We start from the raw sequence: 15,740 nt of genomic DNA, 5'->3' as shown, positions 1-15,740 counted from the left end.
CGGCGGGGCGTGCTGGTGGGGCCCCGAGCCGTGCGCACACACGCAGCCTGTGGGGGCACTCATTCGATGTTCAGGACCGCTGGTCTTCTGGTAGCTCGCGTGCTCGGTCGCGGGGGACGCACAGGCGTATCGGAATCTAGCGAGGCGCCTGCGTGGCCCCGTGCCTCCGCTGCCTGGTGGGCAATCGGCGTGTTTACGCTTTGCGCTGTTTCATCGTACACCGATAGAAACGCACTGAGCTTGTTGGTGGATCAGATTCGCGCCGAGTTGCTCATCTCGGACACGCAGATGAGCTTGATCCAGGGCCTTGCGTTCGCATCCGCCTACGCCATCGCGGGGTTGCCGCTCGGCCGCCTCGCCGATCAGGGTCAGCGGGTGCGGCTCATGATCGTTGGCATACTGTTGTGGAGCTCGGCAACCGCCGCCTGCGGTCTGGCGACCGACTTTACGAGCATGTTTGTCGCCAGAGTGCTGGTTGGAGTAGGCGAAGCTGCGCTGGCGCCCGCAGTGTTTTCCATGATCGGCGACTTGTTTCCGCCGCATCGTCAGGGAACGGCCACGGCAGTATTCACGGCGGGAACGACAGTCGGGCAGGGGACCTCGCTCATCATCGGCGGCGGGCTGTTCCATCTGATGAGCACCGCTGCGCCGGCGCAGACTCTGCTTTTCGGCGATCTGGCGCCGTGGCGCGTGGTCCTGCTGTGCCTCGCGGCACCCGGAGTTCCGATCGCGCTTCTTCTTTGGATGACGGTGCGTGAACCTGCACGACGGGGCATTGCTATTGCCGGCCACAGTCGTCGCAGAACGCGGGATGTCCTGGCGGCATTCCTCGAGCGTCGGCGATACATCTTTCCCCTTTGGATCGCGCTTGCATTGTGGACTGCCGGTGATGCGGCGATGTCCGGTTGGGCGCCGACCTTTCTATCGAGGGTCTACCACACTCCGATCGCGGCGATCGGGACGAACCTCGGCACGCTGGCGATCATGTGCGGAGTGGCAGGGACTCTGCTCGGCGGCTTTCTAGGTGATCGCCTTTCCGTGTTCGGCGGGCCGCACCTGCGCATTTCAGCCGCTGCCGCCGTCTCGGCCATGGGTATCGCAACCGCAACGATCTATTTTCGGATCGACATGCCGATTGCGTTCGCATGCATCGGCCTGTGGATCGCACTGTCGAATTTATGTCAGATCCTGGTGATTTCCGCGCTTCAGGAGGTGCTTCCCAGTGACATGCGCGGTGTGAACATCGCCTGCATCGCGTTCTTCGATCTGTTCTTTGGCGCCAGCATCGGGCATGGCAGCGCGGCGGCGCTGACGGACTACGTGTTTCAGGACCCGCAAGCGGTCGGCCGATCGATCGCCATCGTGACCGCCTCCGCGGCCTCGATCGCCACGCTGCTGTTCTGGTCGGCCGCCAGGCCCCTGGCTGCGCAACACCCGCGTGCGGTGGCCTATTCGTCGGTTTGAACCACTGTTCAAGTAATACGACTGACGATACAATGCATTTGAATGGTGGAACAGGGCGTCGTCGGTTCCGGCCGAGATGAAAAGGTTTTGAGCGATGAGCGATCAGCACAGCGGGGTTGGCAGCACGGGGCGGAATCCAGGCAGCGCGTGCCCGTCATATGGGCAAGGCGAGAGGGATGAGAGCTCTGCTGGCGCAAGGTTGAGCTGATGCGCCTGTCACTTTTCCAAATTGCGAAGCACGCGCTGACGGGGCATCGACGCTGGCCTCGGTTCTGGCGTAACGCGCGGCCACGTGATCACTACGACGTCGTTATCGTCGGCGGCGGTGGGCACGGTCTCGCAACCGCCTACTATCTTGCGCGCAACTTCGGCATTCGCAATGTCGCTGTGCTCGAGAAGGGTTGGATAGGCGGCGGCAATACCGCTCGCAATACCACGATCGTCCGCTCGAATTATCTGGCCGGGCCGTCGATACGTTTCTACGAGCAGTCGCTGAAGCTGTACGAGGGGCTTTCGCGTGAGCTGGGCTACAACATCATGCTCAGCCAGCGTGGGGTTGTGACATTGGCCTTCAGCCGGCATCAGCTGCGGGTCATGTCCCGCCGTGTCGAGGCACTGCGCCACGCAGGCGTGGCAGCAGAGATGCTCGACATTGAGCAGGTCCTGCGTCTCATGCCTCTGCTTGCAGAGCGCACTGCCGCGGGCCGGCGTGTGTTCGGTGGATTCGTGCAACGGCGGGGCGGCATCGCTCGTCACGATGCGGTGGCCTGGGGTTATGCACGCGCGGCCGACGCGCTTGGCGTCGACATCGTGCAGGGCTGCGAAGTGACGGGATTTCGGACGTCGAACGGCGCTGTCGTGGGTGTCGAAACGAATCAGGGCACCATTTCCACATCGCGCGTCGCGCTGGCCGCAGCGGCGCATTCATCTGTGCTGGCAGCCCGGCTTGGAGTTCAGCTTCCGCTGGTGTGCATGGGCCTGCAGGCGCTCGTTTCGGAGGCGGTGAAGCCGGTGTTCGATGTCGTTCTGGATGGCGGGTTCTATGTGAGTCAGTCGGACCGCGGCGAGCTGGTCATGGGCGGGGGCACCGATGTGTTCCCCTCATATGCTCAGCGCAGTGGCATCCAGCGGCTGGAAGACAATCTCGCCGCCCTGGTTGATCTGTTCCCTGCGTTCGGCCGTCTGCGGTTCCAGCGTCAGTGGGCGGGAACACTGGATCTGACGCCCGATGCCAGCCCGATCATCGCTCCTGCGCCGGTGGCGGGTCTGAGTCTGAGCTGCGGCTGGGGTTCGTACGGGTTCAAGGCGATTCCGGCCGGCGGTATGACGCTCGCGCATTTGCTTGCAACCGGACAAAGCCACCCGATTGCGGCGCCATTCTCGCTGGAGCGATTCACGACGGGCGCCCTGATCGACGAGGGCGGCTCATCGGGCATGGACATGTCGGAGCCGCTCCTATGATGCGCCTGCCTTGTCCTCATTGCGGCGTGCGCGACGTGATCGAGTTCACCTGGGGTGGAGAGGCGGACATCACTCGTCCAGTCGATCCCGCGTCGGTATCGGATTCCGAATGGGCCGCTTATCTGTATTTGAGAGTCAATCCGCGGGGCATCACGCATGAGCGCTGGTGTCATACCTATGGCTGTGGCCAGTGGTTCGCCGTGCGAAGAGACACGGTAAGTCACGAGGTGGAGCAGCCATGACTGTCGCTCGTCTTGGCGGAGTAGCCGTTGTGGATCGCAACCGGCCGATCGAATTCACATTCGATGGCCGCCGCTATCAAGGGCTGCATGGAGATACGCTGGCTTCCGCGTTGGTTGCCAACGGCGTGCGCGTCGTCGCGCGTAGTTTCAAGTTGCATCGCCCTCGTGGAATTCTCGGTGCCGGGCTGGAGGAGCCGAACGCACTGGTGACGGTCACGCACGGCGGCATGCGTAACATCAATGTCCGCGCGACGGAGGTGCAACTCGTCGACGGCCTCGTGGCGCACAGCCAGAACTGCTGGCCCAGCGTGCGGTTCGATCTCGGCCATGTGCTCGATCTCTTTGCGCCGTTGTTGCCTGCCGGCTTCTACCACAAGACGCTCATGTGGCCCTCATGGGCCTGGTATGAAGGCATGGTTCGCAAGCTCGCAGGTTCGGGGCGCGCTGCGATCGATCCGGATCCAGGCAAGTACGCGCAGCGCTATCTGCACTGTGACGTCCTGATCGTTGGGGCGGGGCCGGCGGGTCTCGCTGCAGCTGAGTCTGCTGCCGAGCGCGGGCTCGATGTCGTTGTCCTCGAGCGCGACGTAGTGGCAGGCGGTTCAGCGCTGTTCGATCGGACACCAATCGATGGCCAGCCGCCTGCCGCTTGGATTGCCGATCGCTTACGGGCGCTCGCAGAGCGACCCAACGTCCAGATCCGGCTTCGCACGCTCGCATTCGGTCATTACGAGAGCAATCTCGTGGCCGCGGTCGAGGAGCCTGCGACACCCCTCGAACCCTATTGCCTTTGGAAGATCCGCGCGCAGGAGGTCGTTCTCGCGACGGGTGCCATCGAGCGGCCGTTGATCTTCACGAACAACGATCGGCCGGGAATCATGCTTGCGTCCGCGGTTCTCGCGTATGCACGGCGCTATGCTGTGTGCCTCGGCGACCAAGTGGTCGTGTTTACTAACAACGACTCGGCCTACGAGACTGCTTTCGCGCTACGTGAGAGAGGCGTCAGCGTCGTTGCGATCGTCGACGTGAGGCCGGCACCGGGCCGAGCGATTGCAGAGCGCGCTCGCGAGCTCGGACTGACGCTGCTCGCGAGCAGTGTCGTCGTCGATACTCGTGGGAGGAAGGGCGTCCGCTCGGTCAGAGTGGCAAGTTGCGATTCCGCCGGAACACCGTTGCCAGGCACGCTTCGCTCTCTGGACTGCAACCTGCTGTGCGTGTCGGGTGGATGGAATCCGACCGTTCATCTCTATTCGCAAGCCGGAGGAAAACTCGTTTACGACGAGCAGCGCGGATGCTTCGTCCCCGATCGTCGCTTGCGCCACGTCAGCTGCGTGGGTGCGGCGGCAGGCGAGGTACCGGCGGTGGCTCCGGTGTGGAGAGTGCCTGCCTGGGGTAAACGCGATCTGCGCCATCGCCAATGGGTGGATCTGGCTCACGACGTGACCGTGTCCGATCTCGAGCTTGCTGCCTCCGAGGGATTCGGCGCGATCGAGCTCGCAAAGCGTTACACCGGCACGGGCATGGCGGCGGACCAAGGCAAGACCAGCAATGTCAATGCGCTCGCAATTGTCGGGGCCGCGACGGGGCGACCCCCTGCACAGGTCGGTACTACAACATTCCGTCCGCCGTTTCATCCTGTGAGGATCGGCGCGTTCACCGCAGGGCGCACAGGGCATCTTTCGCACCGCTTTCGCCGCTTGCCGGTGGACTGGCATGAGCAAGGCGGCGCCGTTCTGGAGGACCACAGTGGCTGGTTGCGGCCGGCCTGCTATCTGCGCCCGGGTGAAACCGAGGAACAAGCCATCGACCGCGAGGTGCGCGCGGCCCGACGTGACGCCGTGCTGTTCGATAGTTCTTCGCTGGGCAAGCTGGAGGTCGTCGGTCCTGACGCGGCGGAGTTCCTCAACCGCCTGTATGTCAACAACGTCAAGACGCTGCGGCCGGGCTGCTTACGTTATGGGCTCATGCTCAATGATGCGGGCATCATCATCGACGATGGTGTCTTTGCCTGTCTGCGGCCCGGCCACTACCTCGTCAACACATCGAGTGCGGGGGCTCTGAACATTCATTTCTGGATGGAGGAGTGGTTGCAGTGTGAGTGGCGAGACTTGCGCGTATGGGTGGCGCAACAAACGGCACAGTGGGCGACGCTCACGGTTTCCGGTCCGCGCGCTCGAGCTGTAATTGCAGCGCTTGGTCTGGCTCTCGACCTCGATCCGAAAGCCTTCGCGCACATGCAGATCCGGGAGACTGAATACAACGGCGCACCAATTCGTGTACGTCGCGCCAGCTTTACTGGCGAAGTCAGCTATGAGCTTGACGTGCCCGCTGATCGCGCCAACGCGCTGTGGCAGCGGCTACTCGAGCTTGGAGCCCCGTATGGCATCACGCCGCTTGGGATGGAGGCACTCGATCGGCTCCGCGTGGAGAAGGGGTTTCTCGAAGTCGGGGTCGATACCGACGGCGAGACGTCGCCGCTCGATGTGGGTTGGGCTCAGGCCGTGGAGCGCAAGACGGAAGACTTCATTGGGCGCCGATCGCTGCAACGCGCGGCGCTTCGGGCACCGGATAGGCTGCAGCTCGTTGGGCTTCTTCTGCAGGAGTCGCAACTGGCTGTGCCGGTCGGTACGCATGCGGTGGGCCGTGGCGGAGAGGTGGAGGGCCACGTGACATCGAGTTGCATGAGTCCGCATCTCAATCGATCCGTTGCTCTCGCGATGGTTCGGCGCGGCCTTTCTCGCAAGGGTGAGTCAGTAATGCTCGACATCGCCGGCAGACGGTATTCGGCGGCAATCGTTGACACGGCGTTCTTCGATCCGCGCGGGGAGAGGCTTCATGGATGACAGGTCGCGCGCATGCGTCATGCTCCCAATCACAGCACCTACCGTGGTCATCGACGTCCGAGCACGCCGTGAGAAGCTGCTGTTGCTCGGATCGTCCGCGGCGCTCGCCCGCGTTTTTGGCTCACTGCTGGTGATTCCCGAGCGGGTATTGGAAGTCAGCCAAACGCCGGGCATCGGTACCTGTCTCTGCTTGAGACCTGACCAACGATTGCTGCTCGTCGAACCACCGGGTGGCGCAGATCTCGTGGAGCGGCTGCGTGCAGAAGCTCCTGATGACGTGCATATGCTGGAAGCTGGCGCCCGGTTCACCGAGCTCAGCATCGTCGGCCGTGACGCGTCCGCATTGCTCAACTGCGGCTGCAGCCTGGACCTGCGTCTATCCGCCTTTCCAGTCGGCAGTTGCGCGTCCACCCGTGTGCTGCAGGTTCCGGTCATCCTTCTGCGCAGGGCCATCGATCACTTCGATGTATTCGTGGAGCGGCCGCTCGCCACGCATTTGATCGAGTGGGCCGCAAGCGCAAGCGATTCGCTCGCCGTCATCGCTTCCCGTGGGGCCTCAACTGACTCGCTGACCGAAGGTCGAACAGCATCATGACATCCAAGTCACCTGCATCCGCCACGCTTGCCGTTTGGGCTGGCGAGGACCGCAGCCGTCGTTACCAGCAAGCGACCCAGATCCCGGTCGTGCGCAGCATCTCTTTCGGTTACGACGATCTTGCGATGTGGCATGACGTGGCCCTCGGTCGCCAACCGGGGCACATCTACTCGCGCAACACGAATCCCACTGTCGAGGCTTTCGAGGACAAGATTCGCATTCTCGAGGGCGCCGAAGCCGCCACGAGCTTCACTTCCGGTATGGCCGCGATCAGCGCGACACTGTTCACGCTGCTGAAACCGGGCCAGAGGATCGTGTCCATCCGTGATACCTACGGCGGGACCAACAAGCTGTTCACCGAGTTCCTGCCATCGTTCGGTATCGATGTATGTCTGTGCGACACCACGGACGCTGCTGCCATCGAGGCGCAGGTGGCGGCCGGCTGCCAGGTGCTCTATCTGGAGTCTCCGACCAATCCGACAGTGAAGGTGGTCGATATCGAGCGGTTGGCTCGGGCGGCGCACGCCGCTGGCGCGCTCGTCGTCGTGGACAATACGCTCGCGACACCGATCAATCAGAATCCGCTACGACTCGGCGCGGACCTGGTAATACACAGTGCTTCGAAGTTCTTGGGCGGGCACGCCGACGCACTTGGCGGAGTTGCTTGTGGCAGCCGTGCGCTCATTCATCAGCTGTATCACTTTCGCGAGATCAACGGGGCAGCGCTTTCGGCGGAGGACGCCTACAGCTTGTTGCGCGGGATGAAGACGCTGGCGCTTCGCATCGAGCGTCAGAACGAGAGTGCGCTGCGCATCGCGAAGTGGCTGCAACAGCACCCCCTCGTTGATCAGGTCAACTACCCCGGCCTGGAGTCACACCCGGATCATGACATCGCTCGACGGCAGATGCGTGGCTTCGGCGGTGTGCTCAGCTTCAGTGTCGTTGGCGGGCTCGAAGCGATCCGTGTGTTTCTGCCGAAGCTCCAATACGCAAATCGTGCCGCCAATCTCGGCAGCGTCGAAACGGTCGTTGGGCCTCCGGTGGTCACCAGCCACGTCGAGTGCACCGACGCGGAGCGAGCCGCAGCCGGAATCCCCGAGGGGCTGGTGCGTTATTCGACGGGTATCGAGGACGTACAGGACTTGATTGCCGACCTGGAGCAAGCTTTGCAGGCACTCCGCTGATCGCCAACAATGCTCCGCAACCCACGCTATGACGTGCTGTTCGAGCCGGTACGCATAGGTCCGGTTACTGCGCCCAATCGCTTCTATTCAGTGCCTCACTCGAGTGGCATGACGAACCGCATGCCACGTACGCGCGCGGCCTTCCGTGAGATGAAGGCGGAAGGTGGCTGGGGCGTGGTATGTACCGGATACGTTTCTATCCATCCGAGCTCGGATGATTCCCCGCTGCCCTATGCATCGCTGTGGGATGACGATGATGTCCGCACATTTCAGCTCATGACGGATGCCGTTCATGCGCATGGTGCGCTGGCAGGGATCGAGCTGTGGCATGGCGGTGGCTCCGTTTTCAATCGCACCAGCCGCCTGCCGCCGCTGTCTCCGTCGGGCATTGCAGCGATGCCAACGCACCTGGGCTTCATGGGGCGTGTGCAGCCGCGCGCCATGGATGCGGCAGCCATTCGCGAGTTGCTTGGAATGCAGGCGGCTGCTGCGCGTCGCGCCCGTTCAGCCGGCTTCGATATCGTCTATGTGTATGCCGGCATGGGCTACCTGCCGCACCAATTCCTGCTGCCGAACTGGAATCAACGCACGGATGCCTACGGTGGATCGGTGGCCAATCGATGCCGCCTGGTTCGAGAGCTGCTCGAAGTCACGCGTGAGGCGGTCGGCGACCGTTGTGCCGTAGCGTTGCGCATCAGTCTCGAAGAACTGCGCGCGCTGCCGGGCGAACACGCCGAATCGCAAGCGCATGAGGTGGTCGCCGCATTGGCCGACTGGACCGATCTGTTCGATGTGAAAATGGATTCGGGGCCCACTGACTGCGGGCCTTCTCGATTCTCACCCGAGGGCAGTCACGAAGCCACGATGGCTTTCGTCAAGTCAGTAACCTCGAAGCCGGTCGTCGGCGTGGGGCGGTTCACCTCTCCAGATACGATGGTGAGCCAGATACGACGCGGGGTGCTCGATCTGATCGGTGGTGCGCGGCCTTCGATCGCCGACCCGTTCCTGCCGAAGAAGATAGCCAGCGGGCGCGAGGCCGACATTCGTGAGTGCATCGGCTGCAATATTTGTATTTCCAGCTGGCACGAAGCTGTGCCGGTTCGATGCACCCAGAACCCGACGATCGGAGAGGAATGGCGCCGCGGCTGGCATCCTGAGCGCTTTGTGCAGGCGGGCGCGCGCGATTCCGTGCTGGTCGTCGGGGCAGGCCCAGCGGGGCTCGAATGTGCGCTTACGCTGGCCCGGCGCGGATTCGACGTCGCGCTTGCCGACGGCGCCCACGCACTCGGCGGACGGTTGTTGTTCGAGACAGGTCTGCCGGGACTTGCGGCTTGGCGACGGGTGCTGGACTGGCGCCGGTCTCAGCTCGAAGCGCTGCCCAATGTGAGTATTTATCTGGACAGCCGTCTCACTGCGGATGATGTCCGTGAATTCGCGCCTCGACACGTCGTCATCGCCACCGGTGCGCGCTGGTCGCGGATGCTGTACTCACCGCTCGAGATTCCAGTAGGAGAACCGCAGGGCGAGGGCGTATTCACGCCTGACGACCTTGCCGCGGGCGCTCAGCTCGAAGGCCCGATCGTGGTGTTCGATTTCGACAATCATTATCTGGGAGGAGTGCTTGCACTCCATCTCGCGCAGAAAAACGTTGTCACCTATGTGACGCCGGCGGGCCACGCTTCTGAATGGGCCGTCCTGGCCAACGAGCGGCCACAGGTTCACGTGGCCCTGCGGCATGCGGGGGTCGAGCTTCGAACATTGAGCCGAGTGACTCGCTTCGAGCCTGGGACAGTGACGCTGGCCGACCTGTTTACAGGCGCCGAAACCCGGCTGGCTTGCCGTTCGCTGCTGATCGTGGGCGCTCGATTCGGGGAGGACCGGCTTTACAACGAACTGATGCGCGAGCCGCACCAGCTCGAACGCGTTGGAATCGAATCCGTGACTTGCATAGGCGATGCGCTGGCTCCCGGCGCGATCGCGCACGCCATCTACAGCGGTCACGACTGCGGCCGAGAATTGGGCGCGCCCGCATCAGAGAAACGTTATCTACGCGACGGGCCGCTCCAGGGCTGACGCCCCGGAGCTGACAATCTGCGGCTGACAACTCCGAGGCGACGACCTAGCGCGCGATACTGATGACTTGCGCCGTCGTGTATTCCTTCAGGCCATCGACGCCGAATTCCACGCCGATGCCGGAACATTTCACGCCGCCGAAAGGCGCCAGGGGATGCAGGGCGCCATGCTGGTTGACCCAGGCCGTGCCGCATTCGAGCCGGCCGGCCAACTCCGCGGCCACTTGCGGATCGTTGCCCCACACGGAGCCCCCCAGTCCGACCTCCAGCGCGTTGGCGTAAGCGATTGCTTCATCCACCGTCGTGTATTTCACAATGGGCAGGGCCGGACCGAACTGTTCCTCTGTCACAACGAGCATGTCGTGCGTGGCGTCCGCGATGATCGTGAGAGGATAGAAAAATCCCGGACCGGGCGGCTTGCGGCCACCCAGCACTATGCGGGCTCCTCGCGCCTGCGCGTCCTCCACATAGCCGGCGACCTTCTCGAACTGCATGCGATTGGTGAGTGGACCGATCAGATGCTTCGGGTCCATGCCATTGCCGACGGGAATCGTGGCGCAGTAGTCGGCAAAGTTGCGCACCACCTCTTCATATTGGTCGGCATGCACGTAGAGCCGCTTGAGCGCTGCGCAAGTCTGCCCCGCGTTGACGAAACAGCTCCAGAACAGTTTCTCGAGGAGGGGCTCGATGCGCGTGCCCGGCAGAATGATGCCGGCGTCGTTGCCGCCCAGCTCGAGCGTCATGCGCTTCAAGGTCGCCGCCCCGCCACGCATGATCTGTTTGCCGGTGGTAATCGAGCCTGTGAACACGATCTTGTCCACGTTCGGATGCGTGGTCAGATGCGCTCCGACTTCAGGGCCTCCGGTGACCGCGTTGATGACGCCGGGCGGCAGCACTTTGCTCATGAGCTCGATGAGCCGCAGTGTCGAGAGGGGCGTGAACGGAGAAGGTTTGATGACCACCGTGCAGCCGACACGAAGCGCCGGCATGATGTGCCACACGGCGATCAACAAGGGCCAGTTCCAAGGGGTGATCGAGCCCACCACGCCGACGGGCTTGCGTCGCACGAGGATTTTGCCCGCCGCGTCGTCCTGAATGATTTGCTCGGGCAGGGTGAGGCTCGCGGTGGCCCGAGTCCAGGCCGCTGCGCCTTTCAACTCCTGGTTTGCGCCAGGTCCGCTCTGTGGTTTTCCTTGCTCGAGAGTGATGAGCTCGGCGAGCTCCTTGCTATGGTTCTGGATGAGGTCTGCAATCTCGAGGAGCTTCGCGACTCGTTCGGCATCCGGCGCCGCCGACCATTGCGGAAACGCGCGTCGGGCGGCAGCAACCGCCGCATCGACTATTTCACGGTTGCCCTGCGGACATTTCGCGACAATCGTTTCGTCCGCTGGATTGATGACATCCAACATCGCACCGGTGGATACAGGCTGACCGTCGATGGTCAACATGAAGTTCATCACGGCGCTCCCCAGGGCCGCGCTTGCTGATTGGCGGACGGTTCGCCAAGAGGATTCGGCGGTTCGTGGGCGGGTGGGCGGGACAATCGATGCAGCAGGTGCCAGGGACTCGGCATTTCGCCGACCGGGACCTCGATCAGCAATGGAGTGCGACGCGTCGCTGCCGCGGTTGCAATCAGGTTCTGAAGCTCCGACGGAGAATCGGCGCGAGCCGCCTCGACATTGAAGGCGCGCGCCAGTGCTTGAAAATCGGGGTTTGCCAGTGTGGAGCAGAACTCACGACCGAAGACCTCGCGTTGGATCCTGCGAACATTGCCGAATGAGCCGTCGCTGAATACCACGACAATGAGCGGAATCCGGTAACGGGCCGCCGTTGCAAGCTCCTGCAGGTTCCAACCGAAACCACCATCGCCGCTGATGGAAACGACGACGCGGTCCGGATGCGCCGTTGCCGCGCCCAGCCCGGTGGGGAAGCCATAGCCCAAGGTTCCCTGGTAGCCGGGAGTGATGAAAGTTCGCGGCGTGTAGACGGGAAAGGCAAGCGGAGCCGGATAGCCAACCTGCGTGAGCTCATTGATCAGAATGCCGTTCTCCGGGATGGCCCGGCGCAGTGCCTGAAGCCACCCGCGTTGTGGTTCGATCGACGCGAACTGATGGTCACACCAATCGCGGACGCGAGCGCATGCAGCGACAGCGCCACTCTGGTCGCGTGCTGGTACGGCGTCCGCAAGATGGTTCAAAGCGATTTTTGCGTCGCCGATGATTGCCAACCCAGATGGCCTCGGCGCGTCCGTATCCGCGGCCTCGACGTTGATGTAGATGAATCGTGCCTGCGGTGCATCCACGGCTGGTTGGCCGCGCAGATTGAGGAAGCGGCTGCCGACGACCAGTACGACGTCCGCGTGCGGCAATACCGCGCGCGCGCCCAGCGCCGTCAGCGCGAGAGGATGGTGATCGGATATCGCTCCCCGACCGTTATCGCTCATCATCACTGGCGCTCCAAGCCGCTCGGCCAGTCGCGTCAGTTCCGACTGTGCGTCGGCTGCTACTACGCCATTACCCGCCCAGATGGCAGGTGCTCGCGCGCTGGCGAGGATGGAGGCTGCATCTTTCAGAATCTCCGTCGATGGTGCCGCTGCGCGCTCGCGTGTTGCGCGCTCATGAAACGTCATGGCCGCGCGTGCTTCGAGCACGTCGGGCGGAATCTCCACAGCGACGGGTCGAGGTCTCCCGGACTGCGCCCGACGGAATGCTTCGTGGACGAGCTCCGGCACTTCTTCCGGCGAGCGCGCGAGCGCGGACCACTTGGTCACGGACTTCAGGACTTCGGATTGGCCGGGGACTTCGTGCAGCAGGCCCAGCCCATGCCCGATAGCGGGTGTACGAATCTGGCCGGCAATGCAAACAACAGGTGACGAGCACGCATAAGCAGTCGCGAGTCCCGAGAGCGCGTTCAGAACACCCGGGCCGGGCACAACCATGCAGACACCGGTCTCGCCCGAGGCTCGCGCGTAGCCGTCGGCCATATACGAAGTGGCCTGCTCGTGACGGGGAACGATGACCTTGATCTGCGATTGCACGTCGATGAGCGCATCGAACGCCCAATCGAGCTGCACCCCGGGCAGGGCGAACACGTGGCGCACACCTTCGGCAACCAGCTGTCGTGCGAGCCCCTGTCCGCCAGTCAGCGCTGCCGCATTGTTTTCCAGAATCGATTGAGCCACGCGTGCTCTCCAAAGGTGGGTGTCCAAAAAACAGTCCAAAAAACAGCGGCAGATTAAGCGAGTTTGTATCGGAGAACAATACAAAGTTGCCCTAATCGGAACGCGGTGCTACCGTTTGCGGCGATCGCCACGCCTGTGGCGCGGCTCTGGTGCTTGCATCAACCGTAGTTCTCAGCCTCGGCGAGGCTGACTCGAGTTGGTCTGCGTGTTGGCTAGTTGTCGTTGGAGAGAGATCGATATGAGCGACCAAGTGCTTCGCGGATCTGGATACGATCGTCCCACCCCCACCTTCAACGACCGCTTGACTCGGGTGGGTCGCGGTACGCCGATGGGGGAGTATCTGCGCCGCTATTGGCATCCGGTGGGTTTGAGCAGCGACGCAACGGAAACCCCCAAGACCGTGCAGGTGCTCGGTGAAGAGCTGATTTTGTTTCGCGACGGGACAGGGCGACCCGGATTGTTACATCCGCGATGCGCGCATCGTGGTTCCAGTCTCTTCTACGGCAAAGTGGAAGAGCGCGGCATTCGCTGCTGCTACCACGGCTGGTTGTTTGATGTGAACGGACGTTGTCTCGAACAGCCGTGCGAGCCGGGCGGTGGCAGATCTCGCAATGTCGTGTACCAGCCGTGGTATCCAGTCGAGGAGCGCTACGGGCTCGTCTTTGCCTATCTCGGTCCGCCGGCACGCAAGCCGCTGCTGCCGCGTTACAGTGTGCTGGAGGAGTTGGGGCCGGGAGAGTGGCTGGAGGCCGACGATTCGAGTATCGGTGCCGCGGGGCCCGTCATTGTTCCGTGCAATTGGTTGCAGCACTTCGAGAATGTCGTGGATCCCTTCCACGTGCCGATCCTGCATGGATCGTTCAGTGGTCCGCAGTTCGTGAGCCAGATGGCGCCGCTTCCGGAAGTCGAGTTCAAGACGACCTCGCGCGGCGTCATGAGTGTTCAACGCCGTCCCGCGGATGAAGGTCGAACGTTCCGTCGCCAGACCGAGGCAGTCCTGCCAACGCTCCGCGTTGTGCCGAGCCCTCGAGTGCGCGCGTATGAAAGGGCGGAAGCCATAGGCTGGGTGCTGCCGCTCGATGACACGCACTTCCGGATCTATGTGGTCGGTCGCGTCACCGAAGCAGGAGCTTTGAGCAGGATGCGCTCGACCTTCGGGGGCAAGCAGTGGTCGGAGCTGTCGGAAGCGGAGCACCAGAAGTTTCCGGGCGACTACGAGGCTCAAGTGAGCCAGGGACCGATCACATGGCACTCCGAGGAGCACCTCACGAGCACCGATCGAGGCATTGCGTTGCTGCGTCGCTTGCTGGAGAAGCAAGTGCAGATCGTCGAGGAGGGCGGAGATCCGATCGGTGTCGCATTTGCTGAACCCGACGCGAACGTTGCTCTCGAGGCCGGGAATTTCCTCGAATAAAAACGCGACATGGCTGACTCGATGGGTTCAGCCCCTCCGCGGCAGGGTGTCGACATTCATTCGTTGCAAGGAATGTGATCCGCGATCGTGTGATCGCGGGTCACGCCGCTGCCGCAATCTTTCCGATGTCTATCGTTGCCGCCCGTCCGGCGCGGACTCGAGCGCATCGGCATCGCCATCGCTATCGCGTGGCCTGATCGATCCATCCTGATCGATCCATCCTGACCGATCTATCCTGATCGATCTATCTGGGCGACAGATCCTCGTAGGCCGTCGAGGCGAAGCGGGCGGAGATTGCAGCAGCACATCGCTGTACCTGCTCGATCTGCAATTGCGAGGGTGGATCGGCAATGAACTGCACGGACCCCACGATCGAAACGATCCCCAACAGTCGACCGTTGCCGTCGAGAATCGGAGCGGCCACGGTGGAGATGCCAAGCGTCAGCTCCTCGCTGGCATAGTCATACAGCCGCTCACGGATCTGTTGCAGGCGTTCCTTGATGGTCGCCGGGTCGGTAATCGAACGACGTGTATAGGCCTTCAACGGTGCGGCCAGGACTTCGTTCTGTTGCGCCGGCTTGGCGAAGGCCAGGATGATGCGGCCAGTGCTCGATACGCCCGGCGGCACGACAGTTCCGGGAACGCCTGAGATTTTTGGCTGCCCCGCCGCGGCATAATCGACATTCGCAATCAGCAGTCCCTCAATACCCGTGGGGATTGCCAGGAGCACGGACTGAGTTGCCTCGTCGCGCAGCCGTGCCATGAAGGGCTCCGCGATCGTCTTCAGGTCGAAGTGCTCGAAGGCCACCTGTCCGAGCTGGTACAGCTTCCAGCCGAGCCGGTATCGATCGCCGCCGTGGATCTGTTCAACCACGCCGAGCCGTTTGAGCGTGGTCAGATGTCGATGAATCTTGGCCTTGGGTTCGCCAAGTGTCTTCGCCAGCTCCGTAACACCTGTCGGAATGTGCGATCTGCCGAGCAAATCCAGTAACCGCCATGACGCTTCGACCGATTGAATCGTCGAGCCGGGTTTTGGCTCTATCGTGTTCTCGGGCTCGGATGTGCCAGCCACCATTGTCCTCCAGATGTTCCGTCAGGTGCTGCACCGTCCAGAAGCTCATCGCCGCGGCACCCATGCTTGCCCGTCATGATACTCGAAGCCGCCCTTGGGCCGTTCGGCAGCGCAAGTCGCGTAACCGACCGCGCAGGACGGACTCGTTTCGCCAGGCTCGTCATCCTCGTCCGAGCCGCCGCGGTGCCCGGCTCGCAGCCGGAACTAAACTA

11 protein-coding genes are annotated in these 15,740 nt (G+C 62.8%); 8 read left to right on the top strand and 3 right to left on the bottom strand.

What is annotated here, in order from left to right:
- Positions 1-66 precede the first annotated feature (66 nt).
- The 7 genes from VGE08_RS01380 (at position 67) to VGE08_RS01350 (ending at position 9,862) form a co-directional block, all read left to right on the top strand.
- Positions 67-1,464 (top strand): MFS transporter, encoded by a 1,398-nt coding sequence (locus VGE08_RS01380; RefSeq protein ID WP_331066053.1) that lies wholly within the window; start codon positions 67-69, stop codon positions 1,462-1,464.
- A 207-nt stretch (positions 1,465-1,671) separates the two neighbouring features.
- Positions 1,672-2,925, top strand: coding sequence for a sarcosine oxidase subunit beta family protein (locus VGE08_RS01375; RefSeq protein ID WP_349258586.1), 1,254 nt, complete (start codon positions 1,672-1,674; stop codon positions 2,923-2,925).
- Positions 2,922-3,167 carry a sarcosine oxidase subunit delta gene (locus VGE08_RS01370; protein ID WP_331066052.1) on the top strand — a complete coding sequence of 82 codons (246 nt, stop codon included), beginning with the start codon at positions 2,922-2,924 and terminating at the stop codon, positions 3,165-3,167. The genes VGE08_RS01375 and VGE08_RS01370 overlap by 4 nt, the downstream gene beginning before the upstream one ends.
- On the top strand, positions 3,164-6,010 hold the full coding sequence (locus VGE08_RS01365) for a 2Fe-2S iron-sulfur cluster-binding protein (protein ID WP_331066051.1): 2,847 nt from the start codon (positions 3,164-3,166) through the stop codon (positions 6,008-6,010). Before VGE08_RS01370 ends, VGE08_RS01365 begins: the two co-directional genes overlap by 4 nt.
- Positions 6,011-6,029: 19 nt before the next feature.
- A complete protein-coding gene (locus tag VGE08_RS01360) occupies positions 6,030-6,605 on the top strand; it encodes a sarcosine oxidase subunit gamma family protein (RefSeq protein WP_331066050.1) in 576 nt (191 codons plus the stop codon).
- Complete coding sequence (locus VGE08_RS01355; protein ID WP_331066049.1) at positions 6,602-7,789, top strand: cystathionine gamma-synthase family protein; 1,188 nt, start codon at positions 6,602-6,604, stop codon at positions 7,787-7,789. The genes VGE08_RS01360 and VGE08_RS01355 overlap by 4 nt, the downstream gene beginning before the upstream one ends.
- Positions 7,790-7,798: 9 nt before the next feature.
- On the top strand, positions 7,799-9,862 hold the full coding sequence (locus tag VGE08_RS01350) for an FAD-dependent oxidoreductase (RefSeq protein WP_331066048.1): 2,064 nt from the start codon (positions 7,799-7,801) through the stop codon (positions 9,860-9,862).
- Between the two features lie 46 nt (positions 9,863-9,908).
- Here VGE08_RS01350 and VGE08_RS01345 read toward each other — a convergent pair whose 3' ends face one another.
- Both VGE08_RS01345 and VGE08_RS01340 read right to left on the bottom strand, forming a co-directional pair.
- On the bottom strand, positions 9,909-11,318 hold the full coding sequence (locus VGE08_RS01345; protein WP_331066047.1) for an aldehyde dehydrogenase family protein: 1,410 nt from the start codon (positions 11,316-11,318) through the stop codon (positions 9,909-9,911).
- Positions 11,318-13,042 carry a thiamine pyrophosphate-dependent enzyme gene (locus VGE08_RS01340; RefSeq protein ID WP_331066046.1) on the bottom strand — a complete coding sequence of 575 codons (1,725 nt, stop codon included), beginning with the start codon at positions 13,040-13,042 and terminating at the stop codon, positions 11,318-11,320. Before VGE08_RS01340 ends, VGE08_RS01345 begins: the two co-directional genes overlap by 1 nt.
- Before the next feature lie 238 nt (positions 13,043-13,280).
- On the opposite strand from VGE08_RS01340, the gene VGE08_RS01335 reads away from it, so the two are divergent.
- Positions 13,281-14,456: an aromatic ring-hydroxylating dioxygenase subunit alpha gene (locus VGE08_RS01335; protein ID WP_331066045.1), complete on the top strand. Its 1,176-nt coding sequence runs from the start codon at positions 13,281-13,283 to the stop codon at positions 14,454-14,456.
- Between the two features lie 244 nt (positions 14,457-14,700).
- Here VGE08_RS01335 and VGE08_RS01330 read toward each other — a convergent pair whose 3' ends face one another.
- On the bottom strand, positions 14,701-15,528 hold the full coding sequence (locus VGE08_RS01330; protein ID WP_331066044.1) for an IclR family transcriptional regulator: 828 nt from the start codon (positions 15,526-15,528) through the stop codon (positions 14,701-14,703).
- Positions 15,529-15,740 lie beyond the last annotated feature (212 nt).

The sequence above is a fragment of the Steroidobacter sp. genome (assembly GCF_036406195.1).
Classification (GTDB): Bacteria; Pseudomonadota; Gammaproteobacteria; order Steroidobacterales; family Steroidobacteraceae; genus Steroidobacter.
This window is presented reverse-complemented; position numbering and strand designations above follow the sequence as displayed.